The 26,622-nt window shown below is 42.3% G+C and carries 23 protein-coding genes; 3 read left to right on the forward strand and 20 right to left on the reverse strand.

What is annotated here, in order from left to right; genetic code table 11:
- Positions 1-361: 361 nt before the first annotated feature.
- From gatB to ACYTR8_RS04990, 9 genes are all read right to left on the reverse strand, one after another.
- Positions 362-1,801: an Asp-tRNA(Asn)/Glu-tRNA(Gln) amidotransferase subunit GatB gene (gatB, locus tag ACYTR8_RS04950; RefSeq protein ID WP_479641760.1), complete on the reverse strand. Its 1,440-nt coding sequence runs from the start codon at positions 1,799-1,801 to the stop codon at positions 362-364.
- Positions 1,798-3,267 carry an Asp-tRNA(Asn)/Glu-tRNA(Gln) amidotransferase subunit GatA gene (gene gatA, locus ACYTR8_RS04955; RefSeq protein ID WP_479641761.1) on the reverse strand — a complete coding sequence of 490 codons (1,470 nt, stop codon included), beginning with the start codon at positions 3,265-3,267 and terminating at the stop codon, positions 1,798-1,800. Before gatA ends, gatB begins: the two co-directional genes overlap by 4 nt.
- Positions 3,267-3,569: an Asp-tRNA(Asn)/Glu-tRNA(Gln) amidotransferase subunit GatC gene (gatC, locus tag ACYTR8_RS04960; protein WP_002988561.1), complete on the reverse strand. Its 303-nt coding sequence runs from the start codon at positions 3,567-3,569 to the stop codon at positions 3,267-3,269. Before gatC ends, gatA begins: the two co-directional genes overlap by 1 nt.
- 231 nt (positions 3,570-3,800) lie before the next feature.
- Positions 3,801-6,446: a pyruvate, phosphate dikinase gene (gene ppdK, locus ACYTR8_RS04965; protein WP_479641762.1), complete on the reverse strand. Its 2,646-nt coding sequence runs from the start codon at positions 6,444-6,446 to the stop codon at positions 3,801-3,803.
- 13 nt (positions 6,447-6,459) lie between these two features.
- Positions 6,460-7,299 carry a pyruvate, water dikinase regulatory protein gene (locus ACYTR8_RS04970; RefSeq protein ID WP_111717487.1) on the reverse strand — a complete coding sequence of 280 codons (840 nt, stop codon included), beginning with the start codon at positions 7,297-7,299 and terminating at the stop codon, positions 6,460-6,462.
- 20 nt (positions 7,300-7,319) lie between these two features.
- Entirely contained in the window at positions 7,320-7,940 is a 621-nt protein-coding gene (gene ccpN / locus ACYTR8_RS04975) for a transcriptional regulator CcpN (RefSeq protein WP_111717489.1), read from the reverse strand.
- 205 nt (positions 7,941-8,145) lie between these two features.
- Positions 8,146-8,445, reverse strand: coding sequence for a rhodanese-like domain-containing protein (locus ACYTR8_RS04980; protein ID WP_479641763.1), 300 nt, complete (start codon positions 8,443-8,445; stop codon positions 8,146-8,148).
- Positions 8,438-10,090 carry an FAD-dependent oxidoreductase gene (locus ACYTR8_RS04985; protein WP_479641764.1) on the reverse strand — a complete coding sequence of 551 codons (1,653 nt, stop codon included), beginning with the start codon at positions 10,088-10,090 and terminating at the stop codon, positions 8,438-8,440. The genes ACYTR8_RS04980 and ACYTR8_RS04985 overlap by 8 nt, the downstream gene beginning before the upstream one ends.
- 16 nt (positions 10,091-10,106) lie before the next feature.
- Complete coding sequence (locus ACYTR8_RS04990; protein ID WP_479641765.1) at positions 10,107-10,445, reverse strand: rhodanese-like domain-containing protein; 339 nt, start codon at positions 10,443-10,445, stop codon at positions 10,107-10,109.
- 212 nt (positions 10,446-10,657) lie between these two features.
- Between ACYTR8_RS04990 and ACYTR8_RS04995 the strand changes: the two genes are divergently transcribed.
- Entirely contained in the window at positions 10,658-10,918 is a 261-nt protein-coding gene (locus ACYTR8_RS04995; protein ID WP_003053835.1) for a metal-sensitive transcriptional regulator, read from the forward strand.
- A gap of 66 nt (positions 10,919-10,984) precedes the next feature.
- Here ACYTR8_RS04995 and ACYTR8_RS05000 read toward each other — a convergent pair whose 3' ends face one another.
- The 3 genes from ACYTR8_RS05000 to ACYTR8_RS05010 all read right to left on the reverse strand — a co-directional run bounded on the left by ACYTR8_RS05000 (position 10,985) and on the right by ACYTR8_RS05010 (position 13,937).
- Positions 10,985-11,533, reverse strand: coding sequence for a cysteine hydrolase family protein (locus ACYTR8_RS05000; RefSeq protein WP_111717495.1), 549 nt, complete (start codon positions 11,531-11,533; stop codon positions 10,985-10,987).
- Between the two features lie 142 nt (positions 11,534-11,675).
- Positions 11,676-12,458 (reverse strand): GTP-sensing pleiotropic transcriptional regulator CodY, encoded by a 783-nt coding sequence (gene codY, locus ACYTR8_RS05005; RefSeq protein ID WP_003053880.1) that lies wholly within the window; start codon positions 12,456-12,458, stop codon positions 11,676-11,678.
- A 264-nt stretch (positions 12,459-12,722) separates the two neighbouring features.
- The gene (locus ACYTR8_RS05010) at positions 12,723-13,937 is read right to left on the reverse strand and encodes a pyridoxal phosphate-dependent aminotransferase (protein ID WP_479641766.1); all 1,215 of its coding nucleotides are present in this window, start codon (positions 13,935-13,937) and stop codon (positions 12,723-12,725) included.
- 336 nt (positions 13,938-14,273) lie between these two features.
- On the opposite strand from ACYTR8_RS05010, the gene ACYTR8_RS05015 reads away from it, so the two are divergent.
- Positions 14,274-14,726 carry a universal stress protein gene (locus tag ACYTR8_RS05015; protein WP_269760187.1) on the forward strand — a complete coding sequence of 151 codons (453 nt, stop codon included), beginning with the start codon at positions 14,274-14,276 and terminating at the stop codon, positions 14,724-14,726.
- Between the two features lie 162 nt (positions 14,727-14,888).
- Here the strand turns inward: ACYTR8_RS05015 and ACYTR8_RS05020 are convergent, their stop codons facing one another.
- Positions 14,889-16,277 (reverse strand): Cof-type HAD-IIB family hydrolase, encoded by a 1,389-nt coding sequence (locus ACYTR8_RS05020; RefSeq protein WP_443597236.1) that lies wholly within the window; start codon positions 16,275-16,277, stop codon positions 14,889-14,891.
- Between the two features lie 72 nt (positions 16,278-16,349).
- On the opposite strand from ACYTR8_RS05020, the gene ACYTR8_RS05025 reads away from it, so the two are divergent.
- On the forward strand, positions 16,350-17,315 hold the full coding sequence (locus tag ACYTR8_RS05025; protein WP_111717507.1) for an asparaginase: 966 nt from the start codon (positions 16,350-16,352) through the stop codon (positions 17,313-17,315).
- A gap of 49 nt (positions 17,316-17,364) precedes the next feature.
- On the opposite strand, the gene ACYTR8_RS05030 is transcribed toward ACYTR8_RS05025, so the two are convergent.
- The 7 genes from ACYTR8_RS05030 to ACYTR8_RS05060 form a co-directional block, all read right to left on the reverse strand.
- Positions 17,365-18,282, reverse strand: coding sequence for an aldo/keto reductase (locus tag ACYTR8_RS05030; RefSeq protein ID WP_479641767.1), 918 nt, complete (start codon positions 18,280-18,282; stop codon positions 17,365-17,367).
- A gap of 127 nt (positions 18,283-18,409) precedes the next feature.
- The gene (recG, locus tag ACYTR8_RS05035; protein WP_269760189.1) at positions 18,410-20,425 is read right to left on the reverse strand and encodes an ATP-dependent DNA helicase RecG; all 2,016 of its coding nucleotides are present in this window, start codon (positions 20,423-20,425) and stop codon (positions 18,410-18,412) included.
- 100 nt (positions 20,426-20,525) lie between these two features.
- Entirely contained in the window at positions 20,526-21,980 is a 1,455-nt protein-coding gene (locus ACYTR8_RS05040) for an ABC transporter ATP-binding protein (protein WP_479641784.1), read from the reverse strand.
- Complete coding sequence (locus ACYTR8_RS05045) at positions 21,917-22,597, reverse strand: energy-coupling factor transporter transmembrane component T (RefSeq protein WP_479641768.1); 681 nt, start codon at positions 22,595-22,597, stop codon at positions 21,917-21,919. The genes ACYTR8_RS05040 and ACYTR8_RS05045 overlap by 64 nt, the downstream gene beginning before the upstream one ends.
- Positions 22,594-23,187, reverse strand: a complete 594-nt coding sequence (locus ACYTR8_RS05050) for an MptD family putative ECF transporter S component (protein WP_111717521.1) — start codon at positions 23,185-23,187, stop codon at positions 22,594-22,596. Before ACYTR8_RS05050 ends, ACYTR8_RS05045 begins: the two co-directional genes overlap by 4 nt.
- Positions 23,184-24,854: an amino acid ABC transporter ATP-binding/permease protein gene (locus tag ACYTR8_RS05055; RefSeq protein WP_479641769.1), complete on the reverse strand. Its 1,671-nt coding sequence runs from the start codon at positions 24,852-24,854 to the stop codon at positions 23,184-23,186. Before ACYTR8_RS05055 ends, ACYTR8_RS05050 begins: the two co-directional genes overlap by 4 nt.
- A complete protein-coding gene (locus tag ACYTR8_RS05060) occupies positions 24,847-26,610 on the reverse strand; it encodes an ABC transporter ATP-binding protein/permease (protein ID WP_479641770.1) in 1,764 nt (587 codons plus the stop codon). The genes ACYTR8_RS05055 and ACYTR8_RS05060 overlap by 8 nt, the downstream gene beginning before the upstream one ends.
- Positions 26,611-26,622: the final 12 nt, after the last annotated feature.

Here is a 26,622-nt window from a genome sequence, read left to right on the forward strand (position 1 = left end):
TTCTTGGTCTTCAAAGAGATTGAGTTGTGTTATAATGTGCATAGTGAGACCTCGTTAATAGAGATATTTGCACTAACTATTATAACGCTTTGACGTTTTTTGAGGCTCATAAAAGAGAAAAATCGCTACTTTATCGTGGCGATTTTTCTTTTTACTGTTCAGCAAACCCTTATCATAATTGGGATAAACAACAACGGGAATAGTTCAAGCCTACAAGTTTTCCTATTTCCAGAACTGAAAAGAATAGCAGGTCACCAACTCCACCACTTCAGTCCTAATCCGCCTAAAACAAATAGACAAAAAGCAGCCCACCTTCCAGGGGGACTGCCTTTTAACAAACTAAGAATCTATCCAAAAAAGTCTAATCTAACAGTTTTTGGAGTTCTTGTGCTAATAATTGTTGAGCGACTTGTGGGTTGGCTTGACCTTTGGTTGCCTTCATCAAGAAGCCTGTGAAGGCCTTGTCTGCGTTACGTTTACCTGATTTGAAATCAGCTACTGCAGCGTCATTATCAGCAAAGACTTGGTGAATAATTGGTACCAAAACAGCGGGATCAGAAATCTGAACAAGCCCTGCCTTTTCGACGTAGGCGCGAGCTGAGCCACCGTTTTTAGCCAAATGAACAAAGACCTTCTTAGCAATTTTAGAAGAGATTGTACCATCAGCAATAATAGCAATCATTTCCACTAAGTTGTCAGGCGTCAATCTAATTTCTTCAATGGTTTTGCCTTCTGCATTTAAGAATTGGGCAACTTCCCCTTGCAACCAGTTAGAGACTTGCTTGGCGTCGCCACCAAGACTTACTGCAGTTTCAAAGAAATCTGACAAGGCTTTGGTAGCTGTTAGTTGGCTAGCATCATAAGTTGAGAGGCCAAGTTCCTCTTCGTATTTAGTACGACGCTGAGCTGGGAATTGAGGTAATTGAGCACGCATCTCGTCAATCCAAGCATCATCAATCTCATATAATGGCAGGTCTGGTTCTGGGAAATAACGATAGTCCGCTGCCCCTTCTTTGACCCGCATCAAAATAGTCCCCTTATTCGCTTCGTCATAGCGGCGCGTTTCTTGGCGTATCACACCACCTGAACGCAAGAGTTTGGCTTGACGTTCCACCTCAAATTCAAGCCCTTTACGGACATTTGAGAAGGAGTTCAAGTTTTTCAATTCAGTCTTGGTTCCAAATTGTTCTTGCCCGTAAGGACGAAGAGAAATATTGGCATCCACACGCATGGAGCCTTCTTCCATCTTAACATCAGAAATACCCGTATACTGGATGATTTCTTTCAGAGCTGTCAAATAAGCATAGGCTTCTTCAGGAGAACGCATATCGGCTTCTGACACAATCTCAATCAAAGGAACTCCTTGGCGGTTAAGGTCCACATAAGAATAACCATCTGTGCCATGAGTGTTTTTACCAGCATCTTCTTCCAAGTGTGCGCGTTCAATACGAATTTTCTTGGTTGAGCCGTCTTCCAATTTAATCTCAATCCATCCGTTGTAGCCAATCGGCTCGTCAAACTGTGAAATTTGGTAAGCTTTAGGATTATCTGGGTAGAAATAATTTTTGCGGTCGAAATGCATCTCTTTATGGATGTCCATATTGAGGGCAAGCGCAGCTTTTATGCCCGCATCAATAACGCCTTTGTTCATGACTGGTAAAACCCCTGGGAAAGACCAATCAATCACATTCGTGTTGGCATTTGGGTCCTCACCAAAGTGAGCTGACGAAGGTGAGAAAATTTTGGAATTGGTATTTAATTCCACATGGACTTCAAGCCCAATAATGGTTTCAAAATTCATTGCTTGTCACCTCCAAAAATAATCGGTTGTTGCTTGTGATAATCTGTCACCGCTTCAAAGGCTGCTGCTGCTTGATAGATGGTTTCTTCAGCGTATTTCGGACCAATTAATTGAAGCCCTACTGGCAAGCCATCGACGAATCCTGCTGGAATAGAAATACCTGGCAGACCAGCCAAGTTAACCGGAATGGTCAATAAGTCGGCCAAATACATGGCAACAGGATCGTGGTTGAGTGTGTCTAAGCCAAAAGCAACCGTCGGTGTTGTTGGGCCTAGAATAAGATCATAATCCGCAAAGACCTTGTCAAAATCTTGAATAATCAAAGTGCGCACTTGACCAGCCTTTTTGAAATAAGCGTCATAATAACCTGATGACAAACTAAAGGTCCCAAGCATGATACGACGTTTAACCTCATCACCAAAGCCTTGACTACGAGTGTTAACATAGATTTCATCCAAGTTTTTAGCATCGTCAGCACGGAAACCATAGCGAATGCCATCAAAACGTTGTAAGTTTGAAGACGCTTCTGACGAAGCGATAATATAATAAACAGCCACGCCGTACTTGCTATGTGGAAGGCTTACTTCCTCAACAGTAGCTCCTAAGGCTTCAAACTGTTTAGCTGCCGCAAGAACTGTTTCCTTGATCTCAGGATCAATCCCTTCGCCAAGATACTCTTTAGGAAGGGCAATCTTCATGCCTTTAATATCACGACCAATTTTAGATGTGTAGTCTGCAATGCGAACAGGTGCTGAAGTGGCATCCTTGACATCGCTACTTGCAATCACATTTAATAATTGGGCGTTTTCTTTGACTGTCGGAGCAAAAGGTCCAATCTGATCAAGTGAGCTTCCAAAAGCAATTAAACCATAGCGAGAAACAGTACCATAGGTCGGCTTCAAACCGACAACACCATTAAAGGCAGCTGGCTGCCGAATAGAACCTCCAGTGTCTGAACCAAGAGACAAACGGACTTGTCCTGAAGCGACTGCTGTTGCCGAACCACCTGATGAACCTCCAGGTACTTTTGTGTGGTCCCAAGCATTTTTCGTTTTCTTGAAATATGACGTTTCTGTTGAACCACCCATGGCAAATTCGTCCATGTTGGTTTTTCCAATAACAATCATGTCTTTAGCGTAGGCATTAGCTACTGATGTAGCATCAAAAATCGGCTCGTAGTTATACAACATTTTTGAAGCGGCTGTGGTTAGGATTCCCTTGGTTGAAATATTATCCTTAACAGCTAGTGGAATACCTGACATGAGGTTGTCAGCATCAATACCTTTGGCATCAATTGCCGCAGCTTGTTTAAGAGCAGCTTCTTCTGAAACAGTGATAAACGATCCGACAACCTCCTCACGAGACTTGATGTCTTCAAGTGTTGCTTGGGTCAATTCTGTTGCTGAAATCTCCTTAGCTACAAGGAGGTCATGCAACTCTTCAATGGTTTTATGATTAAAAGACATTAGGCATCTCCTCCGTCATCCAAAATAGCAGGTACCTTGATAAAGTGATTTTCTTTTTCAGGAACATTTTTAAAGAGCAAGGCACGGTCTGTTCCTTCTTCAGCGACATCTTGACGCATCACATTTTTCTTATCTGCCATGGTTGTTGTAATGGCAACACCTTCGGTGTCAACTTCGTTCAGCAATTCAACCATATCAACGATTTTGGATAAGGTCGTTGCAAAGGTTGTTGTCTCACTTTCTGAGAATGATAATTTTGATAGCTTCGCGACATGGCGAACTTCTTCTTCAGAAATTTTCATGATTTCTCCCATCCAAGATGATCAGAAGTATTCCAATTCCAAAGAACAGCCCTGCTATTCTCCAAAGGTAGCGGAAAAACTCCTCACATCATATTTACATAGTCTCAATTATTATATCACAATTGCGCCCATTTACCATAGGTGACCGATGCAATTCTAGAAAGCCATATAGCGAAAAACTTCCTGACCAAGACCAGAAAACCTTAGTCAGGAAGTATGACAAACTAAGTTCTATTTGTCTTGGATAAGACTGTGCCCTGAAGCTTTGATGGCAGCCTGAGCAGCCGCCAAGCGAGCAAGCGGCACTCTAAATGGCGAACAAGAAACGTAGGTCAGGCCTCGGCTGTGGCAAAAGGCAATGGAAGCAGGATCGCCACCATGTTCCCCACAAATACCAAGTTTCAACCCAGGCTTAACCGAACGGCCTAATGAAACGGCTGTACTAAAGAGACGGCCAATCCCTTTCTGATCAAAGGTCTGGAACGGATCCTTGTCAAAAATACCCCTGTCAACGTATTCCCCCAAGAATTTTCCAGCATCGTCTCGGGAAAAACCAAAGCCCATTTGTGTTAGGTCGTTTGTTCCGAAACTGAAGAAATCCGCATACTGAGCGATGTCATCAGCTGTCACACAAGCTCTTGGAATTTCAATCATCGTCCCAATGGTGTAAGCCAACTTTTGATCTGCAGCTGCCAGTTCTTCTTGCATGGTTTGCTCAATGAGGGGGCGTAAGGTAGCCAACTCTTTAGCGCTGCTAATCAGCGGCACCATGATTTCAGGTGTTACTCCATAGCCTTCTTGTAAGGCTTTGATTGCACCTTGAGCAATGGCTTTAACCTGCATTTGATAAATTTCGGGGTAAGTAATGGCTAAACGACAACCACGGTGCCCCAGCATAGGGTTAAATTCTTCCAAGTCAGCAATGCGTTTGTGAAGATAATCTAAGGGATAACCCATCTGCTCTGCCAAATCCTTAACCGCTTTTTCCTCATGCGGCAAGAATTCATGTAGCGGTGGGTCTAAGAGACGAATGGTACAGGCTCTGCCATTCAATACTTTAAAAATCTCATAAAAATCCTGACGTTGGAAAGGCAATAGTTTGTCCAGAGCTTTGAGACGGTCATCTAAACCATCTGCCAAAATCATTTCACGAACAGCTGGAATCCTGTCTTCCTCAAAGAACATGTGCTCGGTGCGGCACAAACCAATGCCTTCTGCCCCAAAGTCAATCGCTTTTTGGGCATCACGAGGGTTGTCAGCATTGGTTCTGACCAGCATATCACGCGCCTCATCAACCCAGCTCATAAAGGTGGTGTAGGTGTCATCAACTGTTACGGAGGTCATGGCTAGTTCTCCCAGATAAACTCTGCCGGTGCTGCCATCAATAGAAAGATAGTCTCCCTCGTGAATCTGTCTGCCATCCACATCAATGGTTTTTGCAGCTTCATTAACCCGTAATTGACTGCAACCGGCCACACAAGTTTTCCCCATGCCTCTTGCAACAACTGCTGCGTGAGAAGTCATGCCCCCACGAGCCGTTAAAATACCAGTTGCCTTGACCATCCCTTCAATATCTTCTGGAGATGTTTCTTGCCGTACTAAAAGGCAAGGTTCTCCTTGTTTAGCATGAGCAACCACATCCTCTGCATGGAAATAAACACGGCCCGAAGCAGCTCCTGGTGAGGCAGGTAGTCCTTTTGCTAGACAAAGAGCTTCTTGACAGGCTTTGGAGTCAAAAGTAGGATGGAGCAACTGGTCTAGTTGACTAGGCTCAATGCGTAAAATAGCCTCTTCTTTGCTAATCAGCCCTTCTTTCACCGAATCAACGGCAATCTTGATAGCGGCTTTGGCAGTGCGTTTCCCATTACGGGTCTGCAGCATATAAAGTTTGCCCTTCTCTATAGTGAATTCCACATCCTGCATATCACGATAGTGCTTTTCCAAAAGCTGAGTGATAGCAATAAATTCGTCATAAATAGCTGGCATCTCTTTTTCCAGAGTGGCAATGCTTTGAGGTGTCCGAATGCCTGCCACCACATCTTCTCCCTGGGCATTGATCAAATATTCTCCAAAAAGAACAGCCTCTCCTGTGGCAGGATTACGGGTAAAGGCAACTCCCGTACCACTATCTGCTCCCATATTGCCGAAAACCATGGACTGGATATTCACCGCTGTTCCCAATTGATCTGAAATATCATTGAGCTGACGATAAATACGAGCCCTTGGGTTATTCCAAGACCGAAAAACAGCTTTAATCGCCAATAACAGTTGTTCCCTAGGATCCTGAGGAAATGCTTTCCCCATTTCACTTTGGTAGATGGATTTGTATTCAGCAACAATAGCCATGAGATCATCAGTTGTCAAATCGGTATCACTCTGATAGCCCTTAGCTTCTTTAATCCGATCAAGCACCGCTTCAAATTTGTACTTAGGGATTTCCATAGCCACGTCCGAAAACATTTGAATAAAACGGCGGTAACTGTCATAAGCAAAACGTTCATTTTGAGTACTTGAAGCCAGCCCAAGCACACTTTTATCATTTAATCCGAGGTTTAAAATGGTATCCATCATGCCAGGCATGGAAAAAACAGCACCCGACCGAACAGAGACAAGAAGTGGATTGTCGTCACTGCCTAATACCTTCCCCTGAACCTTCTCCAATTCCAGCAAGGCCTGGTCAATTTGGTCTAACACCAGCGAGCTGACCTGACCGTCTTTTTCATAATAATCATTGCAAGCTTCTGTGGTAATGGTAAACCCTTGCGGCACAGGCAGGCCAATAGCTGTCATTTCAGCCAAATTTGCTCCCTTACCACCCAGTAAGTCACGCATGTCTTTGTGACCTTGATCAAACCGATAAACAAATGTCTTTTCCATGATAAGCCTCCTATTACCTGTCGTAATCCTTAACAACAGTTACACCATTTGACGTCAATAATTCTAAAATAATACTTGCAGTCTCCTCAATCGCCTTATGAGCGACATTGATCACCGGACAACTGAGAGATTTCATGACTGCATCTGCATAATCCAATTCTTCCAAAATGCGGTCCATTTTAGCATAATTAGCTGCGCCCGAGACACCAAGTGCCTTTAAGCGTTCGCTTCGAATATGATTGAGTTTTTCAGGCGAGTTGGTCAATCCGATAATCCGCTTAGGAGACACCTGACTCAATTCCTTAGGAATTGGAATTTCGGGCACCAAAGGGATATTAACCACCTTTAATTGCTTGTCGGCAAGGTACATGCTAAGAGGAGTTTTAGATGTCCTTGACACCCCCAGCAAAATCACATCTGCTTTCAAAATCCCTCTCGGATCCTTGCCGTCATCATATTTGACTGCAAATTCAATCGCATCCACACGTTTGAAGTAATGATTGTCCAAACGCCGCAGGATTCCTGGTTCTCCCAACGGCTTAGCACCCGAGATACTAGCCATAGCCTTAATAACGTTTGTTAACAAATCAACGTAGACGAATCCTTCTTCTTGGCATCGTTTTTCAGCATAACTTGCCAGTTTTTCATCCACCAAACTAAACATTAAAAAAGCTGTTGTTTGCCTAGCTTCTTCAAAAACCTTATCAAGCAAGTCGACTCTATTAATATAGGAAAAGCGGCGAAATTCCCAGTGGTCATGATTGGGAAATTGGTAAATACAGGCCTTAGCTAAGGCTCTAGCCGTTTCTCCTAAAGAGTCAGAAACAATAAAAATCGATAGTTGGTCTTCCATGAGAACCTCCTTCAATATCCCTACAATTCTAGAAAAAGACGACTAATAATGGTTTTAGATAACTTTCCTACCACGGTCATTTTATCAGGAAAATCAGGATCTAACCGAACCACGGGTAAGCTATCAACTTCTCGTTTAACCAGTAAATCCGCTGCTTGACTAACTGAGGCATCCTCCAAAACAGTGGTCACATTAGGAACACGAGTCATAACCATACCAATCGGTAGCTTGGTTAGGTCGCTACCTCCTATCGCCGCCTTGAGCAAGTCTTTTCGAGAAACCAAGCCACAAAGGTAATTGTCCTTATCCAAAACAAATACCCCTCCACTATCTTCCATAAAGAGGCTAACAATCACGTCATAAACCGAATCGTCTTGATGAGCTGTGAGCGGGATACCCATGACATCAGATACTTTGACATCTCTAATAGAGGTTTGAGCTGTCGCTAAGACGCCTTCCCCCTGATAAAAATAGCCAACTTTGGGTTTAGCATCTAAAATGCCCAACATGGTCAGAACAACCAAATCCGATCGTAAGGCTGCTCTAGTAACTTGAAGGAGGTCTGCAATATGCTCCCCAGTGATAGGCTCTTCTTTTTTGACAATCGCTATAATAGCTTGTTGCCGCTGAGTTAGTTGAATAAGATCACAACCTTTCTTATATGTGATATACTATTTATTATATATGATACATTATATCCGATATTAAAAACGTTTTCAAGCAAAAAAGTCATCACTTTTCTTTTTCAATCCCCTTTCTGGCCATTCCTTTTCCTTCTAGTCCCTAACAAGTCACAAAAAAAGACCTCTTTAGGTCTTTTTTTAACGATTTATATTACCTAACTTTCTAAAAGGTGAGAGCCTCATCCCAAGCTTGAGTTCCACCCTCTACTGACACAGCAGAGTAGCCTTTGCTTTCTAAAAAGGCAACCGCTTGAGCTGAACGTGCTCCTGACTGGCAAATCACGTGGTATTCTTTGCCGTTATCAAGTTCTTGATAATGGTGAACAAAGCTAGACAAAGGCATATTAAGAGCACCGGGAACATGACCTGAAGTATATTCATCAACTTCCCTAACGTCGATCAAGGCCACGTTATGTTTCTGACGTGCTGCTTTTAAAGCCGACATAGATTCTGTTCTAATCATGACTAATCCTTTCTGGGTAAATCGATTGGTATAGGGCATAAGCTCCATCCAGATTGACCACATCAAAACCATTTTGTTTCAAGATTCTCTCTGCTAAATAGGACCTTAGGCCACTATGACAGCTCACAATGTAGGAAACACTCTTATCCAGTTCTTCTAGACGACCACGCAGTTGATCTAAAGGAACATTAATACCATTACCGAAATGTCCTCCAGCGTATTCCGTTGCCGTTCTAACATCTAATAAACGTTTGCCTTTCGCCAACTCTTCTTCCAATTGGTACCATTGAACGGATTGGCTAAGGCCTTCCAGTACATTCAAGGCAGCGTACCCTAGCATGTTGACAGGGTCTTTTGCTGAACCAAATGGTGGAGCGTAGGTTAACTCTAGTTCCGGCAAATCAGCGATGCTTAATCCGGCTTTAATAACTGTCGCTAGAATATCAATCCGTTTGTCCACTCCTTTAGCCCCAACCGCTTGAGCCCCGTAAATACGCCCGTCAGTTTGACTAAAGATTAATTTAAGGGTCATTGAACTAGCTCCTGGATAATAGGAAGCATGATCATTTCCTGTCACATGCACAACAGCTACATCTTGAAAAGCATCCCTAGCCGCCTTTTCTCCTAGACCCGTTGTAGCCGCAGTTAGATCAAAGACACGCACAATAGCAGTTCCTAAACTGCCTTTGTTCTTTCGAGGAAGGCCAGCGATGACATCAGCTACCTGACGTCCTTGACGGTTAGCTGGACTAGCTAGAGCGATTAAGGCATCTTGACCTGTTAATTCTTGCTTCACTACAATGGCATCACCTACTGCATAAATACCAGGTTGACTGGTTTGATAAGAAGCATCAACTAAAATACCGCCACGTAATCCCAAAGCCAATCCAGCTTCTTTGGCTAAAAGTGACTCTGGTCGCACTCCCACGGACAAAATAGTCAGTGAGGTCTCTAAACGTGTTCCGTCTTCCAAAACAAGCTTTCTACCTGCTTCTTCCATGGCTGTTAGAGATTGTCCTGCGATAACTGTCACCCCTTGCTTCTGCAACTCTTTTTGAATAAAGCTCGCCATTTCTTCATCCAGAGGAGGTAAAACATGATCAGCTTTTTCAACAATAGTGACGTCGTAACCTTTTTTAACAAGGGCTTCTGCCATCTCAAGACCAATAAAACCAGCCCCTACTACAGTGGCTTTCCCAACTTGTTGCTGTTGAACAACTGCCATAATCTTATCTAAGTCCGGGATATTTCTTAAGGTAAAGACATTTTGAGCATCCGACAGACCATCAATATTGGGAATAAAGGGTTTGGCCCCTGGTGAGAGAATTAATTTATCATAACTTTCTTGGTAGCTCTTGCCATCATGTTCAAGGGTAACCATCTTATTGATTGGATCAATATGCAAAGCTTCTGTCTCAGGTCGAACGTCCAAATTAAATCGAGCTTTTAGACGTTCAGGCGTCTGCACCAATAATTGATGACGCTCAGCGATTTCACCAGATACATAGAAAGGTAAGCCACAGTTTGCAAACGAGACATAAGGCCCTTTATCAATCACAATAATTTCTGCATCTTCCCTTAATCGTCTTAAACGAGTAGCTGCTGACATGCCACCAGCAACACCACCGATAATAAGTACCTTCATTGTTTCTCCTTATTCTTTATTTCTTTTTCACTAACAAAGTGTCATCAGTCCAATGCGACATGCCACCTTTAACATCAACCATTTGATACCCCTGATTCGCAAGAAATCGGCAGGCCCTTTTACTTCGCATACCTGATTGACAAATCACATAGAGAGGTTCCTGTTTATCCCCTCGAAATTGTGCTAAATCAGACAGAGGAGTGTTGGTAGCTTGTCGAATGTGACCACTTTGATATTCTTTTCGTGTTCGAACATCCACGAGCTGTAGTTTGTCCTGTTTGAGCAGCTCAACTAACATTTCTACTGAAATACTAGGTATTCTTGAAAAAATGCGTGCTAATAGTTTAGAGATCATGAAAAAGACCTTTCTTTTTTATACCCCACGGGGTATAAAAAAGAATAACACGTAGACTTTTGAAAGTCAATCAAAAAGTTTGAAAATAGCGAATTCTGAAGTCTTCCAATCTCCTTCAAAAACAACACCAGAGTGAATAGCAAAAGCACTTCCTCATAGTTGACAAAGGGAACAAGGACCAGTATAATGAAAAATCAGAAATGAGGTAAGCCATGAAAAGAGAGAAAAAAGACATCCTTAATCGCCTTAAACGGACAGAGGGGCAATTACGTGGGGTTCAAAAAATGATTGAAGAAGAACAAGCCTGTTTTGATATTATCACACAGCTAACTGCTATTCGATCAAGTATCAATAGCACAATGGGATTGGTCATAGGCGAGAAAATAGCCCAACTTATTGAGGAGCCGGAAACAGATCCTGTTTTACAAGAAGAACGCCTCAATCAAGCCATTCAACTCATTGTCAAAAAATAGATTATCGTCCAAACGTCATTTAGCAGCCACTAAAAAGGAGACATCGTCTGATGCCTCCTTTTGTTGTTACTCAAGAATGGTCGCGCCCAAAACCTGTTCAAAATGAGCCAAGGCCCACTGGTGTGATTGATCTGATATACTCGCAACTGCTGAACGAACAACCTCCAGCTTGTAACCTAAATTGTAAGCGTCAATGGCAGTATGCAAGACACAGATATCGGTTAGGACTCCTGTTAAGACTACTGTATTAACACCACGTTCTCGTAGCCGAATATCCAAATCTGTCCCCGAAAAAGCAGAATAGTGGCGCTTATCTAACCAGAATACTTTAGGGTCTTGTTTTATCTGTTGATAGACTTTGTCCAAAGGACCATAAAGGTCACGCCCTTTACTTCCCTTAAGATTATGAGGGGGGAAAAGTTTGCTTTCTGGGTGCCATGGATCGTTCTCATCATGACAATCAATAGCAAAGAAAATATAGACCCCTCGCTCAAATGCTTTTTCGGTCACCTCAGCTATGGTTGACGCAATAGCTTGGGCAGCTTTTCCTGCGCTCAACTTCCCATCATCTGCGACAAAATCGTTTGTGTAGTCAATTGAAATCAATGCTCTCATCTGTATCTCCTAAGCAGGGGAAGTCTCCCCTCGTCTCCTCTATTGCTCTCAATTGTAACAACTTTCTTTACAGGTATCAAGACAACTAACTCAACCTAAAAAAGATACCAAAAAACACCTCTTAAAAAGAGATGTTTCCGGTTTAAAATTCTTTCAATTTATCAAAAATACCCTCATTAATAACCTTGAGGTAGGTTCCCTTCATGCCGAGAGAGCGACTTTCAATAATACCAGCACTTTCCAATTTACGAAGGGCATTGACGATCACAGATCGTGTAATGCCAATACGGTCAGCAATGACAGAAGCTGTTAAACGGCCTTCGTTACCATCCAATTCACCAAGAATAGCTGCAACAGCCTTCATTTCTGAATAAGATAGGGTGTTAATTGCCATGTTGACAGCAGTTTGCTTGCGGATCGTTTCTTCCAGGTTTTCTGTTTGAAGGTTTAACAGCTGAATCCCAACAACCGTGCTTGAAATTTCAACCAAGATGAGGTCCTCATCACTAAACTCATTATCGTTGCGCCAAATGATAAGAGATCCTAGACGCATACCTCCACCATAAATCGGTGCAATTGTTGTCAAACCATCTGGATAGATGTCTTTCGATTCCACAGGAAAAATGGTTAATTCACTTTCCACTGAAAGATTGGCCTCAGTGTCGTAGACACGGCTAGCTGCTTTGACATAAGTATCTGGAAATTGCTTAGCTTCAAAAAATTCCTCAACACGGTCTGTGTTGGTTTTATATTTCATGGCATAACCAAGTAGGGTTCCTCCGCCATTGATAATGCAGGCATTACAGTCAATAATATCTGCCAAGCGAGACGCCATCGTATTATATGGGAGTTCTGTCTCTAAGCTATCTACAGAGCGCTGTAGAATAGACGTAATTTTACGAGTTTTTTCTAATAAGTTAGGCATTTTCTTCCTTTTCCTTCGAATTATTTGCTTTTCAATTATAACAAAGCCAGTCTACTTTTGCAAGGAATTATCAGAAAATTATCTATTCTTTTGACAATTCAAAGTAATAGTAGTAACTTTCTCCGTTTATCTCATAAAAGTGACCACATCAATGATAGTTGGTGTCACACATTATAAAAGCCATTACTGTCGTAGGAATCACAAAAGAGACCACATCAATTGTGATCCCTCGTGTTTTTTAATTAAGTGGATATGAGAAATATATTAACGTTTGTACTGATGTAAGACGCGGGTGATTTTTTCCTGAACATCTTCTAATTCTTCCACGGTTGGTAAGTACACAATTCGGAAGTGGTCTGGGTCCTTCCAGTTGAAGCCTCGGCCATGAACCAACATCACCTTTTCTTGTTTTAATAATTGGAGCACAAATTCTTCATCGTCATCGATACGATACATATTACGATCAATCTTAGGAAAAAGGTAAAGACCTGCTTTAGGTTTGACTGCAGATAATCCTGGAATCGCATTGATGGCTTCATGGATAAAATTACGTTGCTCAAAAATACGTCCACCTGGCAACAAGAGCTCATCAACAGACTGACGACCGCCTAGAGATGTTTGCACTACCTGTTGGGCCAACACATTGGAGCAGAGACGCATATTCGCTAGCATGTTCAATCCTTCGATATAGCCTTTCACGTGATCTTTTGGCCCAGATAAGACCATCCAACCTACTCGGAAACCAGCAATACGATGGGACTTTGATAAGCCATTCATGGATACACAAAATACATCTGGCGCTAAACTAGCAATGGCAGCATGCTCCTCTCCGTCCATAACCAATCGGTCATAGATTTCATCGGCAAAAATAATCAGCTGGTGCTCTCTTGCAAGGGCAACAATATCTTCTAGGACTTCTTTAGGGTAAAGGGCACCAGTGGGATTGTTAGGGTTGATGACCACAATAGCTTTGGTGCGACTCGTGATTTTTGATTTGATATCAGCAATGTCAGGATACCAATTCGCTTCTTCATCACACAAGTAATGCACAGCCTTGCCACCACCCAGACTCACACAGGCTGTCCATAGAGGGTAATCTGGCATAGGAACCAACACCTCATCCCCATCATCAAGCAGAGCTTGTAATGACATGGAAATTAATTCTGACACCCCATTTCCCAAATAAATATCCTCAATATCTACCTCCGGGAAACCTTTCAGCTGACAATATTGCATAATGGCTTTGCGGGCAGAAAAAATACCCTTGCTATCTGAATACCCTTCACTAAGCCTCGCATTGACAATCAAATCTCGGATGACCTCATCAGGAGCCTCAAACCCAAAAGCCGCTGGGTTACCGGTGTTTAATCGAAGGATTTTTTCACCGTTAGCAATCATACGGTTGGCCTCGTCTAAAACAGGACCTCGAATGTCGTAGGCGACATGTTCTAATTTTGATGATTTTTCAATAATTTTCATAGTCTCATTTACCTCGTATCCCATATTATAAACCAAAATAAGTAAAATAGAAAGAATTTATCCATTCCAAGTCCCGATATCAGATAGGGAAGTTTCAGTCTAAAAACTTCAAAAACGACCTTATAACATAACCGATTAGTAAAGCAAATTATCCGGCCCGTATATCAAAAAGCCTTTGTAGGAGGGGGTTAGTATTTTGGTAACCTCATTTGTTACAAGGAATCCTTTTTCTTTCAGGAAAAACATTAAACCGCTTTCATAATCAAGCAAAAAAGAGTATAATAAGAGTAACAATAAAAGTTATTGTTTTGACAAATGGTAAAGGAGGGCAATGTTATGTCACAAAAATACGAACGTATCCTCGTCGCTATCGATGGCTCCTACGAGTCTGAATTAGCCTTCAACAAAGGTGTCAACGTTGCATTACGCAATGGGGCTTCTCTCTTTTTGACTCATGTGATTGATACACGCGCACTTCAAAGTGTTGCTACTTTTGATACCTATATCTACGAAAGATTGGAGCAAGACGCCAAAGAAGTTTTAGGCGACTTTGAGAAACAAGCCCGAGCTGCGGGTATCGAAAACGTCAAACAAATTATTGAATTCGGCAATCCCAAAACCTTACTTGCTCATGATATTCCAGAACGCGAAAAGATTGATTTAATCATGGTCGGAGCTACTGGTCTCAACACCTTCGAACGCCTCCTTATCGGTTCATCTTCTGAGTACATCATGCGTAACACCAAAGTGGATTTGCTTGTGGTGCGTGATACCTCAAAAACCCTTTAAACAAAACTTACAATCAGGTTTTAGATGAAATAATCAAAAGAAGGTCAATTATTCCCTTCATGTCAAAAGCAACGCTCTATGGGCGCTGCTTTTTGTTTACTAATGATACCTATCATTTATTTATCAAGTATTATGCTATTGAAGGACATTTAACCATCCGATTTATTTTTCAAGCCGCTGCAAGGATTTTTGGAGCTGTTTATCTAGTTCTTTTTTTATCGCTGATTCAGGAGCATAACGCTCTTCCCAGTCATCAGGCTTTTGAACTTTATGCGTGACAGGATCAAAATGAGCCTTCCCATCAGGAAAAATCTTACCCATATTAGCTTCATGCACCGTCTCGAAAATAGGCTGAGGGTCAACCCCCATTAAGACAAATGAACCGTAAGTGAAATAGAGGAGATCCGCCAAGGCGTCCACTTGCCCCACCAATGGTGACTCTGTTCGTTTTTTATCTTGAGCTTTACTGGCAGCTTTATCAATGGCTCCATGTAAATTGAGGAGAGATTGGGTAAACTGCTGCTTATCTCCCTTACTAGCAGCATAGAGAAATTCCACGATTTCTTCAACCTTAAAATCAGCGCGATGTCCTGCTTCTGTCAAGGCGTAACTTCTTGGTGTCTCAATCGTATCTCCATCCATCAAACGATGGAAGTCCTTAACCTTATTAAAATTCTCATCACGGCTCTTAAAGCTTTTTTCCACATCAAAATGGATGAGTCCATAGTGAGCCAAAGCTTTAGAAATGCCATCATGATTATTTGAAGCGGTGGTAAAATGAGCACCACTTTTAACCACAGCTTCGGCATTCCCCATGGCGACACCAACACCAACACCTGATAACATTTCCAAGTCATTATCCGAGTCACCAAAGGCCATCACCTCTGATAGTTCAAATCCAAACATCTGACCTAGACGCTCAATTCCCTTGATTTTGGATTGGTCTACCGAAATCAAATCTAAAGAATAAGGGCTACTTCGTGTAATCTTGATGTGAGGAAATTTTTCTTGAATCTTACTGGTTTCGTCAGCTGATGCCACTAGCACAATCTGGTAAATCGGCTCACGCATAATGGTCACCAGGTTGCTAAAACTTTGAGGTTTGACTCTACGAACCAAATGCTTAAAACTCCCCTCAACCGTCTTCACCCAGCTTTTAGGCACAATGCTACTAACCACTTGCCCAAATTGGCTGGTTCCCATGTCAATAATGCGAGACCCCGCTAAACCAGAAGCGGTCCCCAAAGAAACCTCTCTTTTTTTATCGCTGGCATACCGAATAATCTTATAAATCATGGACTTGGGTAGTTGATTTTGGTAGAGAACCTTATCTCGGGTCAAAATGTATTGCCCATTATAAGCAACAGCAAAATCAAGTCCAAAATTTTCTAAGAAAGGCTGCACAAAACCAGGCCCACGACCAGTTGCTAAACCAACCATAATGCCTTGTTTTTTTAACTGTTGAATGGCTTTTTGTGTCGTTTTTTGGACATTTTTGCGATCATTGAGAAGGGTCCCATCAATGTCGAAAAAGACTGCTTTTATTGTCAAAACCTTCTGTTCTCTCTTCTGTTTATGATAGAATAGATTATATCATAAAACGGAAAGAAGTATGCCAATTAAATGAAAGAAATCCTTGTCTTACACACTGGGGGAACTATCTCCATGCAGGCTGACGATTCTGGGAAAGTCACACCCAATCAACTGAACCCTATGACTCAAGTTGGCTTAACAACCCAAGACGTTCACCTTACTGTGGTGGATTTTTTAAACCTTCCAAGTCCTCACATTACTCCTTATCACATGCTAAGCATTTATCATTATATCCAAAAAAAGGCAGAGCATGTAGATGCTGTGGTCATCACCCACGGAACTGATACTTTGGAAGAGACAGCCTATTTCTTAGATACTATGGCTTTGCCTGCCGACTTGCCCATTGTCATTACAGGAGCCATGAGATCCTCAAATGAAATTGGGAGCGATGGGATTTACAATTACCTTACTGCCCTTAGAGTAGCAAGTAGTGACAAAGCTAAAGGCAAGGGCGTCCTAGTGGTTATGAATGATGAAATTCATGCTGCCAAATACGTCACAAAGACCCATACCACCAACATTTCTACCTTTCAAACACCAACTCATGGTCCACTAGGAGTGGTTATGAAAAATGACCTCCTCTTTTTTAAAGCTGCCGAACCCCGGGTTCGCTTTGATATTCGCAGTATTTCTGGAACGGTTCCTATCGTTAAAGCTTATGCAGGAATGGGAGACGGGAGTATTTTAAGTCTCCTCACACCCGATCGCATTCAAGGGTTAGTCATCGAAGCTCTTGGAGCTGGTAATGTTCCCCCTCTAGCAGTCACTGAAATTAAACGTCTGATTGCTTTAGGTATCCCAGTCGTTCTTGTCTCTCGTTGCTTCAATGGGATGGCGGAGCCAGTTTATGCTTATCAAGGAGGCGGAGCCATGCTACAAGAGGCTGGCGTCATGTTTGTAAAAGAGTTAAATGCACCTAAGGCCCGCCTCAAACTCTTAATCGCACTCAATGCTGGGCTTAGCGGGCAAGCATTAAAAGATTATATTGAAGGCTAACCAGCTATTAAAAAAATTCCCACTAATGGTTTAGCGGGAATTTTTTTCGTTAAGGCAAGGCATTCCCTGCACTTCGATAAATAGCATACCAATCTTGACGGCTAAGTGCTATTTGGGTAGCTTTTGAAATCTTTTTGAGCCTGTCAGAGCTCATGGACCCAACAATAGCCTGCATCTTGGCAGGATGTCTTAAAATCCAAGCAATCACTACGGCTTCCACAGAAACCTGGTGATGGTCCGCTAAGTGAGTAAGGGTTGCATTTAAAGCGACATAATCAGGATGACCTGCGAAAAGACCTTTTCCCAGATCGATTTGGAAAGGCGACCAAGCTTGTATGGTGGTTTGGTTCAATCGACAATACTCGATAGTTCCATTATCACGGTCTATAGCAGCTTGATTACGCATGTTCACATTCAACCCTGCATCAAATAAGGGAGTATGGGCTGGTGATAATTGCAATTGATTGACTGCCAGAGGATCGTCTAAATAGGTTTGTAGCAGTTCCATTTGAAAACGATTTTGATTACTAACTCCAAAGTGTTTCACTTTACCAGCTTTTTTAAGTTGGCTGAAGGCTTCTGCCACCTCCTCAGGCTCGACCAAGACATCTGGACGATGAAGAACAAGGAAGTCCACGTAATCCGTCCCCAACCTTTCTAAACTTGCATCGACCGATGACAGAATATGCTCTTTAGAAAAATCAAAATAGCCATCACGAATACCGCATTTGGTCTGCAAGATAAACTGATCACGGGATAACCCCAAGGCTTTGGTAGCGTCTCTAAAGCGAACTTCAGATTGGCCTCCACCATAAATATCCGCATGATCAATAAAGGTCATACCCGTATCCACTGCCGTTTTTAAGACCTCTTTAGCAGAGGCGAGGTCTAAGGCTGCTAGACGCATACAGCCAAGTGCAATACGTGAGCCTTGACAGTCCGTTTGACCAATTTTTTGTAACTCCATTTGATGTCTCCTTCGTCCCATGATGCTCATATTATATCAAAAAGAGCATTTCTCATTAGTTACTTCAACTCACACTTTTGGAAAAGGTAAAGGCGAGTATCCCTAAATAATCAATGACCCCCGTTCCTTAATCAAAGTCTGCCGTCGTGTCAAGATAATTCAGCACCATCTGCCATTCTTTTTGTTGCTCCCAGTGAGGTTCTGAGGTAATCATCGTCGCTACTTTGCGAGCTTCTTCCAGAATAGCGTAGTCCTCTACAATATCTGCGGTTTTAAATTCGGGAAGACCTGATTGGCGGGTTCCAAATATTTCGCCAGCGCCCCTCATTTTGAGATCTGCCTCAGCAAGAACAAAACCATCATTGGTTGTTGTCATAATGGTCATGCGTTCCTTACCTGATTCCGTTTTAGGATTAGCCACTAGAATTGCGTAGGACTGCTTGTGACCACGTCCGACACGGCCACGTAGCTGATGCAGTTGACTAAGTCCAAAACGGTCCGCATCCATGATGACCATGATACTAGCATTGGGAACATTGACACCGACTTCAATGACTGTTGTTGACACCAAGAGATCAATCTCTTGAGCCTTGAAAGCCTGCATAATAGCTTCTTTTTCATTTGCCTTCATCTTACCATGCATAAGGGCTATACGGGCTGATGCTTTAAAATAAGCTTTTAATTCAGCTTCCAAAGCCACAGCATTTTTAAGGTCCAAAGCTTCAGATTCCTCAATCAAAGGCGAAATCACATAGGCTTGTGCCCCTTGCTCCAGTTCCGTTTTCATCCAAGCCAAAACGGTGTCCAATTGTTGGTGCTTAACCCAACGAGTGACAATAGGTTTTCGACCAGCTGGTAACTCATCAATAATAGAAACATCCATTTCCCCATAAGCTGTAATAGCTAATGTCCTTGGAATAGGGGTTGCCGTCATCATGAGCACATCTGGATTATCACCTTTTTCGCGGAAAATACGGCGTTGTTTCACTCCAAATCGGTGTTGCTCATCTGTGATAACAAGCCCTAATTTGTGATATTGAACAGCATCTTGAATGAGCGCGTGGGTCCCCACAATCATATCCACTGACCCATCTGCAATGGCCGCTAAAGCCGTCCGTTTTTCAGGAGCCTTCATACCTGACGTCAGAATGGCAATAGAGAGGTTGGGAAAAAGCTTGATTAGACTATCATAATGCTGCTCAGCCAGAATTTCTGTTGGTACCATGAGTGCCGATTGAAGCCCTGCTGTATAAGCCGCATACATGGCAAGGCTAGCAATAACTGTTTTCCCAGAACCAACATCCCCTTGCAATAGCCGATTCATATGGGCACCTGAACGCATATCCCTCAAAATTTCCTGTAAACTACGTTTCTGCGCTTGAGTTAAAGAAAATGGCAGAGCAGCAATTTGATGATTTATCTTTTCCTGATCAAATGCGATGGCTAATCCACTGTTTTCTGACCTATTGGCTTGTTTCAAGACTTGCAGCCGCAGTTGAAAATAAAAGAGTTCTTCGAACTTAATACGCCTCAACGCCTGCTTATAGTCACTCAGGGTTTTAGGAAAATGCATGGCATAAACTGCTTCTTGCCTTGGCATTAATCGATATTTCTCAAGAAGACTATCTGGGATATTCTCTTTCAATTCGTCTAAAGCACCACTATCAAAAGCTGCCTTAATGGCTTTAATGAGTGCTGTTTGACTGACTCCCTGAGCTACATGATAAACTGGCTGCAAGTCATCCTCCACAGTCATCAGCAATTTCATACCTGTTAGAGCTGTTTTTTTCTGGTCCCATTTTCCAAAAATAGCAACTTCATTGCCCAGCGTTAATTTATCCTGTAAATAGGGTTGGTTGAAAAAACTGACCCCTATCACCACTTCTCCTTGTTTGATTTTAAAGGTCAGCCGGTTTCGTTTGAACCCGTAATATTGTACATTCGGCGGGGTCACAAGGGTTCCTGTGATAACGGCTTTTTCACCATCTAACAACTCTAACACCGACTTGCTCTTAAAATCTTCATAACGAAAAGGATAGTAGAGCAAAAGGTCTTCTATCTGATAAATACCTAATTTTTGAAATTTTTCTGCTGACTTGGGTCCTAGACCTTTTAAGTGAGCAATCGGAGCTGTTAATAGCATTTTTATTCCCTTCACAAAAACTCTTGTATCTATTATACAAGAGTTTCAACTTATTTTCAGATAAAAGCCTCTTGACCATTCAAGAAGTTTTTACCTCTGCTCAAGGGGTTAGTTGATAAATGCTGTCACAGACCAGACTCAAAAGTTCTTCATCATGTGATATCACAATAACCACCTTGTTTTGGCTTTTTAGTTCTTTAAGAAGCTTAGCCAGGGCGTGCATCTGCAACACATCAAGTCCACTACTTGGCTCATCAAAGATAAAAATCTCTTTATCGGACAACAGACTAGCTGCAATCATAACCCGTTGTTGCTCGCCCCCTGATAGACTGGCAGGGTGACGATCAACCAAATGGGCTAGGGCTAATTGTTCAAGCACTGCTTCCGTCATAGGATGCTTGTCATGTCCCAGATTGACTTCTTTCAAAACAGACTCCGCAAACAATTGTAGACTGACATCTTGTAAGACAAGACTTGTTTTGGCTAATCGTCCTTTAGCTGTCAGCACTTGATGCTGAAAACTGATTTGAGCATTCGGATCTTCCAAAACACCTGCCAAGTAAGCAACTAACTGGGACTTCCCTAAACCATTTGGTCCGGTAATACCTGAAATTTTTCCTGCTGCAAAACTAAGCTTGTCAATCTGTCGGAGGCGTTTAGAGCCAGCTCGGACAGTTAAATTGTGAATACAAAGGTCATCCTTGTCGCTATAGTGCTGACTGCTCCTTTTTTCTATTAGAACAGGAATGACATCAGAGAGGTCCAAACTGCGCAAGCCCATGGCTTGACGATCTGGGTCGGACAGGACCAGTAACTCCTCGCTTGTCAGTGTTTTAGTCAAACGTCCTTGACTAAAATAGAAATAAGCATCGGCCAGATCTGTCAAGTAATGCAAGCGGTGTTCTGCTACAATGATGGTCTTTCCGGCTGCCTTTAGCTGACACAGGTAGGTTTTGACAGCTTCTATACCTGCTTGGTCCAAGTTGGCAGTTGGCTCATCAAACACCATAATCTCTGTACCTTGCATGATGGCGGTAGCAATAGCAACCCGTTGCTTTTGACCGCCAGAGAGATGAAACATATCGCGAGTTAACACATCTTGAACGTCAAAATCTTGAGCCAAAGTCTTCAAACGTTCCATTATCAGATTGGGATCAAGCCCTTGATTTTCACACGGAAAGACCAATTCGTGCTGAACTTCGCGATAGAAAAATTGGCTAGCAGGATTTTGAAAAACGGAGGCCACAGATCTGGAAAATATTTCAACACTATCTATGCCTGCTTGGCAATCAGCAACCTTTAAACTGCCCTGCAATTCTCCAGTATAATAATCAGGAATCAGGCCGTTGAGCAATTTTAAAAAGGTAGACTTGCCAGACCCTGAAGGACCACAAAGAACAATCAACTGACCAGCAGTCACCTCCTGGTGACTCACTTGACAGGCTACCTTGTCACTTTGTTGGTAAGCGAACTTCAGATTTTTAGCTGTTATTATTGGAAGACCATGATGGTGATGGTGATGATAATCCAAAATTGTACCCCCCAATCTTGCCATGTTAGGCGTGAGATAAAGCATTCGCTGGCACCTCTTTTGACCGCCAATCCTTTGGTTAAACTGGCTATCGTAAGGTCTTGGCTACTCCTTAGTAAAGATAACAGTAAAGGCACCAACACATACTCCAAATAATGTCTTGGTTTAGTCAACACTGCCCATTTATCCAAAAAAATTCCTCTAATTTTTAAAGATTGATGAATCACGCGTATTTCTTGCTTGATGATTGGCAAAAAACGAAACATAACAGCAAAGGTCAATAACCAAACCTCAGGAAGACGCCATTTGCGTAAGCCGTGTACCAGCTCATAAATCGTTGTCGTCTTAATCACAATCAAAGCTGCCAACAGAGAGGGGTAAATCAACTTCCCCACAACGGGCACAAAACTTAATAAATGGTAAAAATAGGATGGTAAAGCTGATAATGGCGCAAGAGATAAAGCAAGCAGCGAGAGGTAAATGAGCCCCATTTTGAGAGATAAGACTCTCTTGCCCAAGCCATATAAAAGAGCTAATAAACCTGCTACTACCATTAGTTCCAGCCAACCTTTAATACGAAAAAAGAAGCAAACATTGGCTAATACTAACAGCAATAACTTTGTACGGACGTCAAGCCTCATGACAACAATCCTGATTTCATAAAGTGTTTTCGCAACAAATAATGGGCAAATGCTGACCCAAGTAACGCTCCCACGAGAACTGTCCCTAGGAACCAAGTGACATGCCCAAAGCTAAAGTCGTACATGACACGATTGATATAGGTCATGTCCTTACCACGCGCTAACAAGCTTTTCACATAAGCATCTTTCAACAACCACATCAACAGAATAGGACCACTATTAACAAAGGCAAATACAAGGTAGGACAAATTGTTAAGAACTTTGGATTTGTACTTTCCTAGAGATGCGATGACATCTGCCAAGAAACCAAAGATGAGACTAGGAAACATGGCCGCAAAAAAATGCCCACTGAGAAAGAAAAAGCCGCCCATCACAAGTCCCAATAGAGTTACTGGACCAAATTTTTGTAATTTAGCAATTAGGAGGAAATAAACTGTCCCTCCCAGTAGAGCTGCAAAGGCCGGGGCGTATAACATGTTTCCCGAACGGTCAAAAAAGAGACCAATCAAGGTGCCTAGGCCGACACAAATAAAGTAGAGAGCGGCAAAAGCGCCCGTTGTCATAATATCTTTAATGGTTAATTGTTTCATCGTTCTTTCACCTCTGTTAGGGTACCGTTTTTCATGTCGTATAATTGATCAACACAAGCCAAGGTTGAAGACCTGTGCGAAATCAAAAAGACCATTCCTTGACAATGTTTCTTGATTAAATCAATGAATATAGCTTCATTTAGAGAATCTAGATGAGAGGTTGGTTCATCAAAAATATAACAGCTGGCATGTTTCAAGAGGGCTCGCATTAATTCTAGTCGCTGACCTTCACCAGCTGAGAAATCTGTCGTACTCGTGATCGCCGTGTCCAAGCCCTGTTCGCAAGCCAGAAGACGTTCTTTCATACCACAAACCTCAGCCAGATCCCAAATTTCCTCATCTGAAATAGCTGCTTGACCAAAGGTCAAATTTTCACGAATCGTCTGTTGGAATAGCTGCGCGGTTTGGGGAACGTAGGCAATATTAGCCTGCAATTTAGCTGCACTTAGCAACCGACTGTCCACATCATCTAGAAAAATATTTCCAGCCTCCCAATTATACCATTTCATGATGAGTTTCACCAAGGTGGACTTTCCAGATCCAGACTCTCCTTGAATGCCGATAATACCTTTTCCCGAAAAAGCAACCGATAAGTGCTTAAAAATCTGTTCTTGACGCTGAGGGTAGGCGAAACTAACATCTTCAAAGGCAATTTGAGTTATCTCTGCTACTTCCTCTGTCCCCTCATCCACCACAACTCTTTGATCTAAAAGCCCAAAGAAGTTTCTAGCTGCATTCATGGCTCGCTTAAATCCTAAAGGTAAGCGGCCTAATTCTAAAAAGGGCGCAAAAGAAGCCGTAAAAGCTACAAAAGATAGCAACCCACTCTCAAAGGACAGGTCCCCTTGGTGGATTCCCTCAAACACCAAATAGGCAAAACTTAAAATGGTGAGCCCAAGCCAGAAAAAGGTTAAGGCCATCTGTAAGAATTGTGCCTGCGCCACCTTACGATCAAGGGCATTGACCAGCTTACTTTTTTCAGTTAATTGGTCAAACTGCTCTTCCAATACTTGGAACTGCAATAAGTCTTTGACCGCCCGTAAACTTTCCAAGAAATAAGAAAGATAAGCCTTTCGTCCTTCATTTTGGTTTGCCAACAGAAGCTGTAAGAGCTTAGCAAAATAAATTGGAATAAAAATAGCCAGACAGGCATAGGTCAACATCGCTAAGATGGCTAGTTTCCAACTCATCTGCCAAAAAAAGAAAAACATCAGGCCTGCTGATACTAAAGCTGTGCAAACAGGAGCAATAGTATGAGCAAAGAAGACTTCCAAGGCCTCAATATCTTCCCCAATCATTTTAAGCAGATGCCCACTATCTTGGTGATCGAGATGGGCCGGAGATAAGGCTCGTAATTTCTTGAAAATCATATTCCGAAAAGCAGCCAGGCTATGGAAGGCAACAAAATGACCAAAATAATGTTCCCCGTACCGGGCTAATCCTCGTAAAATAGCCAAACTAAGCAAAAGGTATAAAAGGCCTATAGGAATCGGTTGTTGCTTGATGGCTAACAAACCCAAATAAGCCAGTCCTGTTGGAATACTAACAGTAATGATAAAACCTGTAACAGCAAAGGTTACCGCCAAGGCAATCCAAGGAAGTAAAGCCTTCATCAGACGTAACAAACGTCCAACCAAGGTCATAGTAGATGGCACCTGTTTAGCCATAAAGACATTCCTCCAATCTTTCTTGAGTATCAACGAGTTGACGATAAGAAGGTTGATGACGATAGAGCTCCTGAGGGTTTCCTAAACAAGCTGGCTGTTCTGAACTTAAAAAGAGCACTTGATCAGCCCTTTTCAGACGTGACATTTTATGCGTAATCACAATGACTATTGCCTTCTTAGCGAGCTGCTCAATCAAACCATCAATAATCCGTTCATTCTCAGCATCTAGGCTAGAGGTTGCTTCGTCAAAAATATAAAGAGAGCGTTGGCTAAGCAGAGCCCTGGCACAAATAACTTGCTGCCTTTGTCCAGGTGACAACAGATTGCCGTTTTCACCAACCAGTGTATCAAGACCATCAGGCAACCAATTAATAAACGTCAATAAACCGTGTTGATCAATCCATTCCAGCACTTCTTTTTTAGACAGGTTCGCTGCCAATGTTAAATTGTCATAAATACTTCGATTCAACAGGGTAGATTGGTCTGATACATAAAGCACCTGTTGATTAAGGCTGTCCATTGATACCTCTTTACTGTTGACATCATCAAAAAGAATGTGCCCACTTGTAGCCTGCTGCCGCTTCAAAAGCAACTGAGCAAGGCTAGTTTTCCCTTGTCCGGAAACGCCTGCAATCGCTGTTAACTGCCCTTGGGTTAACCTCAGGGAAATAGTATCGAGCACTACTTTTTCCCCATATGCCAAGGTCAAGTCCTTGATAGTAATCTGACTAAACACTCCTAAGTCTTTTGTCTGGTTATCTTTTCTTTCTGGAACACTATCTAAAAAAGTAAAGATGCGATCAGCCATCTTAGTCGTCATCATCACCAAATGCATGCCATACCCTTGCTCACGAATAGGAGCAAAAAATTCTGTTGCGATTAAAAGAAAGAACAAAAAGTGAAAAAGTGAAAGACTCCCAACTGCTAAAGCTTGAACAGCTAAAAAGCCTGATAAACCAATGCCGAGATACATCACCGCATCCATATAACCAACGGCCTGTAATTGAAAACCGAGCAGGGACATGGTCGCTTTTCGAAATTGCTCTGCCTTCGTTGTAAATGCACGTTCATAGCGTTCCGCTACCTGATAAGAATAGAGGGTATTAAGGCCCTTAAGATCATCCATAAACAAGTTTCCCACATCCATATAAGAAGACCAGTACTGGCTCATAATTTGCTTAGACCGCTTTTGCATGGCTACAATCGATAGAGGAATCAGAGGTAAAGTCAATAGGAAGACCACTCCTGCCAAAGGATAAATCAAACAAACCAGTAGCATAACCGTACTACAATTCCACTTAGTTCTCATTGATAAAGACAGATAGTAAGCATAATAAGTATCGAGACTATCAATCCCTTGTGAAGCCAGCGTCAAAATATCTGCACTGCTAGCATTGGCATCAAATTGCCCGTCTAACGCCACAAATGCCTCAAAAAAGGATTGTTTCAACGAATCTCTAGCAAATTGTGAAGCGATTCCTTGCAATCGTTTGGCCAGTAGAGCAAGGGCGAAGCCGGTCATGTTTAAAAGTAATAACCAACCTACTAGCGAGCCCAAAGCAACAGCTTGTCCGACCCAAAAGGCTGCAAATGTTTTGGCGATAAAGTAAAAACTGATAACCCTCATTAAAAATTGTAACCAAGCTAAAAATGCTGATACATAAAGCAAACCCCTCTTCGGGGCAACCCTCTCTCTCAGCCGTTTAAGAAGTGAACGTCGTTTTTCTTTTGATATCGTATTTCTTGTTTCCTTCATCTATTTTGCTTT

The sequence above is a fragment of the Streptococcus sp. F2 genome (assembly GCF_056500955.1).

Bases quoted from the DNA above. Each gene is read 5' to 3' on its own strand.
- ACYTR8_RS04995 (WP_003053835.1), top strand. From the start codon at position 10,658: ATGAAAAGAGAGAAAAAAGACATCCTTAATCGCCTTAAACGGACAGAG.
- ppdK (WP_479641762.1), bottom strand. From the start codon at position 6,446: ATGGAAAAGACATTTGTTTATCGGTTTGATCAAGGTCACAAAGACATG.
- ACYTR8_RS05040 (WP_479641784.1), bottom strand. From the start codon at position 21,980: ATGGCAAGATTGGGGGGTACAATTTTGGATTATCATCACCATCACCAT.
- gatC (WP_002988561.1), bottom strand. From the start codon at position 3,569: ATGAAAATTTCTGAAGAAGAAGTTCGCCATGTCGCGAAGCTATCAAAA.
- codY (WP_003053880.1), bottom strand. From the start codon at position 12,458: ATGCCTAACTTATTAGAAAAAACTCGTAAAATTACGTCTATTCTACAG.
- ACYTR8_RS05025 (WP_111717507.1), top strand. From the start codon at position 16,350: ATGAAAGAAATCCTTGTCTTACACACTGGGGGAACTATCTCCATGCAG.
- gatB (WP_479641760.1), bottom strand. From the start codon at position 1,801: ATGAATTTTGAAACCATTATTGGGCTTGAAGTCCATGTGGAATTAAAT.
- ACYTR8_RS05000 (WP_111717495.1), bottom strand. From the start codon at position 11,533: ATGAGAGCATTGATTTCAATTGACTACACAAACGATTTTGTCGCAGAT.
- recG (WP_269760189.1), bottom strand. From the start codon at position 20,425: ATGCTATTAACAGCTCCGATTGCTCACTTAAAAGGTCTAGGACCCAAG.
- ACYTR8_RS04985 (WP_479641764.1), bottom strand. From the start codon at position 10,090: ATGAAGGTACTTATTATCGGTGGTGTTGCTGGTGGCATGTCAGCAGCT.
- ACYTR8_RS05010 (WP_479641766.1), bottom strand. From the start codon at position 13,937: ATGAAAATTATTGAAAAATCATCAAAATTAGAACATGTCGCCTACGAC.
- ACYTR8_RS05060 (WP_479641770.1), bottom strand. From the start codon at position 26,610: ATGAAGGAAACAAGAAATACGATATCAAAAGAAAAACGACGTTCACTT.
- gatA (WP_479641761.1), bottom strand. From the start codon at position 3,267: ATGTCTTTTAATCATAAAACCATTGAAGAGTTGCATGACCTCCTTGTA.
- ACYTR8_RS05030 (WP_479641767.1), bottom strand. From the start codon at position 18,282: ATGGAGTTACAAAAAATTGGTCAAACGGACTGTCAAGGCTCACGTATT.
- ACYTR8_RS05015 (WP_269760187.1), top strand. From the start codon at position 14,274: ATGTCACAAAAATACGAACGTATCCTCGTCGCTATCGATGGCTCCTAC.
- ACYTR8_RS04990 (WP_479641765.1), bottom strand. From the start codon at position 10,445: ATGATCTCTAAACTATTAGCACGCATTTTTTCAAGAATACCTAGTATT.
- ACYTR8_RS04980 (WP_479641763.1), bottom strand. From the start codon at position 8,445: ATGATTAGAACAGAATCTATGTCGGCTTTAAAAGCAGCACGTCAGAAA.
- ACYTR8_RS05050 (WP_111717521.1), bottom strand. From the start codon at position 23,187: ATGAAACAATTAACCATTAAAGATATTATGACAACGGGCGCTTTTGCC.
- ACYTR8_RS05045 (WP_479641768.1), bottom strand. From the start codon at position 22,597: ATGAGGCTTGACGTCCGTACAAAGTTATTGCTGTTAGTATTAGCCAAT.
- ACYTR8_RS04970 (WP_111717487.1), bottom strand. From the start codon at position 7,299: ATGGAAGACCAACTATCGATTTTTATTGTTTCTGACTCTTTAGGAGAA.
- ACYTR8_RS05055 (WP_479641769.1), bottom strand. From the start codon at position 24,854: ATGGCTAAACAGGTGCCATCTACTATGACCTTGGTTGGACGTTTGTTA.